This is a genomic window from Micromonospora sp. NPDC005172, from assembly GCF_040608555.1.
GTDB lineage: Bacteria > Actinomycetota > Actinomycetes > Mycobacteriales > Micromonosporaceae > Micromonospora.
The window spans coordinates 1-2,618 of sequence record NZ_JBEXIL010000117.1 but is presented as its reverse complement, the minus strand read 5'-3'; the positions used below and the strand labels follow the sequence as shown (position 1 = coordinate 2,618).

Here is a 2,618-nt window from a genome sequence, read left to right as displayed (position 1 = left end):
ACACGATCGCAGGGCGGAATGCTCTGATTCCGGTCAGGGCTCAATCGAGCGGGATGCGGCCTTTCTTGGTCAGGTCGGGCACCTTGCGCCATCGAAGCCCGATACGCAAATCGGCCGCTACTGGCGCGAAGATAAAGCAAACGTCCAGTCAGAGTGTTGGGTTCGCAGCTACCTGGCGTTGGCGGACGACCGTGACCCTCCCGGACGGCGGCGCTCCCCCACGATTGAGGCGACGTTGACAACGGCGTCATCGATCTCGTGAGGCGATGATCTCTTCCTCCCTCGGCCACGAGGATCGCTGGGCTTGGCCTCGGAGGTTGGGCGGGCTGATGACCCCATGGCGTTGTCATTGCCCGCGAGTACGGCCTGCGGGCCTTCATCGGAGTCGAGCGGGCCACCGATCCGTAACGGCCAGCGCATTCTTTTGCACGGCAGGGACGGCTTTGTCAAGTTCCTGCCGTGGGCGGCCCGCTCCGGATTCAGCGCAGGTCGGGTCCGCCCTCTACAGCGAGTTCACCAAGCACACTGAACCCCTCGTCGACCACGTCGTTCGGGTCGTCTGTGTCCTCAACAACGAGGGCTTCGATTGGTTCCTCGTCCAGAAGCTGAGGGTACTTCTCCAGCAGGAACCGACGTTGATAAGCCATCTCGGCGGTATCGACGATTTCCTCCAAAGTGGTCCAGTTGAGGGTGCCACCGACCAGGACTCCGGCTAGCGGCACGACCTTGCCGAGGCCCTTCTTGGTGAGGGTGCGGCCGACCGCATCCGCGAACCGTCCGGCGATCCGGGCGACAACAGATTCGTTCAGAACTTTCCAGGTCTTACCGCGGACGAGCGCCTGGGTGAGGCGCGAGATGTCGGCGAAGGCGGCGTTCTTCGCGCCTGCGGACGCGGCCGTCCCGGCGTTGACGACGGACAGCACGAAGAGCTTCTCGGCTGGTTTTTCGGGATCGTAGCCGTAGAGCAGCGAGACATGGCCAACCGCGCGGGATGCGAGTCCGATGACGACGGCGGCGTCGCCCGCGAAAGCGCTGACTATGGCTCCTCCCGACGGCGCCGCCGCCGCGCCACCGGAGACCGCGGTAGCCAACTCGCCTCCCGAGATCACCAGCCCCGCACCCATCCCCGACACTGCGGCAGCAGCCGGGTAGTACCAGCTCAAAGCCCGCCCGCGGACTGCGTGGATCTGCTCGAGGTCGAGGTGCCGCAGGTCGGAGAGCTTGGTGACTTCGTGCCCACGCTTCCGGTAGAGCTCCACCACCCGTTTGGGAGAGAGCCCCGCTCGCGAAATCCTCGCCACCATTCGCTGCGCCGAGCCCAGAGCACTGCCACTCCAGTCCCCCGCGCTGACGGGGAGGGCGCCGACGGCTTTGCGGGCCCCAGTACCGATGGCGCCTGCACCCTTGGCGACGATGCCGCGCCCCCGCGACACGACTGATTGGGCAGCCGAATGGTTTTCCAGGTACGTCGAGGCACGCCGACCAAGTGCCGCGGCGCCGTTGGACACGCCCTCACCGGCGCTGCGCAACGCGGCCGACAGCGGTCGGCCCTTGAACCGCTGAATGTCACGCCACGCCGCAAGCTCGTACTCCGAGGGTTCCGCCATGACGCCCAGGCTAGTGAAAGGAACCGCCGCTCATGAACAGGTAAGCGGCCGAGCAAGCGCTGGTCCGATCGGCCTTAAGCAAGTGGTGCAGCGCTATGAATCGACCCAGACATCTCCCACCTGACGAGTCTCGGGCCTTAAATGATCACGTGCGCGAAGTTGCCGCCGACCCTGCGTCATTGGATGTAGACGGTGAGCACGGGAGGTCACCCCGCGCTCACGGGCGAGCATCAACGGACTGGCTGCCAGGAACGACAGCATGACGCCAGGGTCGAGGTGGACGTGCGTGCCGAGCGCATCGGACGGCCGCCCACGAGCGCGGCCACGGCACGGCAAAAGGGCGAGCCGTGCACATCCTCAGCAGCGACCCGTGGTACTCGGGGAGGGAAGCGGCGGTCTTGACAGCGACGCCAAGCAGTCCGCCGAGCGTGACAGCCGCTGCGAACTCCAGTGGAAAGAGCCGCCGTACGCCGGTCCGGCCGGCACCGACCATCCATAGGCGGTTCCGTTTGGTGTCCAATGAACGACCGGCGGCTTCACCAGGGGCGGGATCCATATCGCATGGCAACCGCTTCCGCCAGCGCTTCGTCGAAGCTACGCACGAGGTTGTTCATGAAGCTCCGCCACGATTCGACTCCGGCCAGATGCAGGTTGCCAGGGGTTGTGCCTCGATGCACGATCTCGCCTCTGATGTCGTTGACGAGCGAGGTCAGCTCGAGTTGGGCTTTCACGGCGTCGTACTGCTGCCAGCTGACCGCATCGAGGATGTTCTCGATACCTAGCACCTTCTTGACCAGATCGTTCACTTGGCTGCCGGCCGCGTTGTTGAAGGTGCCTACCTCGTGACTCAGACGTTTCCGAGCGACGTCGAGCCAGCCGTCGCCGATGACAGCCCAGACGGACTTCTCGGCCTTGTTAGCCTCGGTCTTTCGTTTGAGCGCCGGTTGATAGGCGTTCCTCGATGAGGCGGGTGTTGTCGGGGTTGTGCTCGTTGGTGGGTATGGCGAGGGC

At 64.9% G+C, this 2,618-nt stretch carries 3 protein-coding genes; 1 reads left to right on the top strand and 2 read right to left on the bottom strand.

The window, feature by feature from the left end; all coding sequences use genetic code 11:
• A partial coding sequence (locus ABZV06_RS32010) for a hypothetical protein (protein ID WP_355625990.1) occupies positions 1-262 on the top strand: 262 nt, incomplete at its 5' end.
• Positions 263-479: 217 nt separating this feature from the next.
• Here the strand turns inward: ABZV06_RS32010 and ABZV06_RS32005 are convergent.
• Positions 480-1,607: an EcsC family protein gene (locus ABZV06_RS32005; RefSeq protein ID WP_355625988.1), complete on the bottom strand. Its 1,128-nt coding sequence runs from the start codon at positions 1,605-1,607 to the stop codon at positions 480-482.
• 536 nt (positions 1,608-2,143) lie between these two features.
• A partial coding sequence (locus ABZV06_RS32000) for a hypothetical protein (protein ID WP_355625986.1) occupies positions 2,144-2,618 on the bottom strand: 475 nt, incomplete at its 5' end.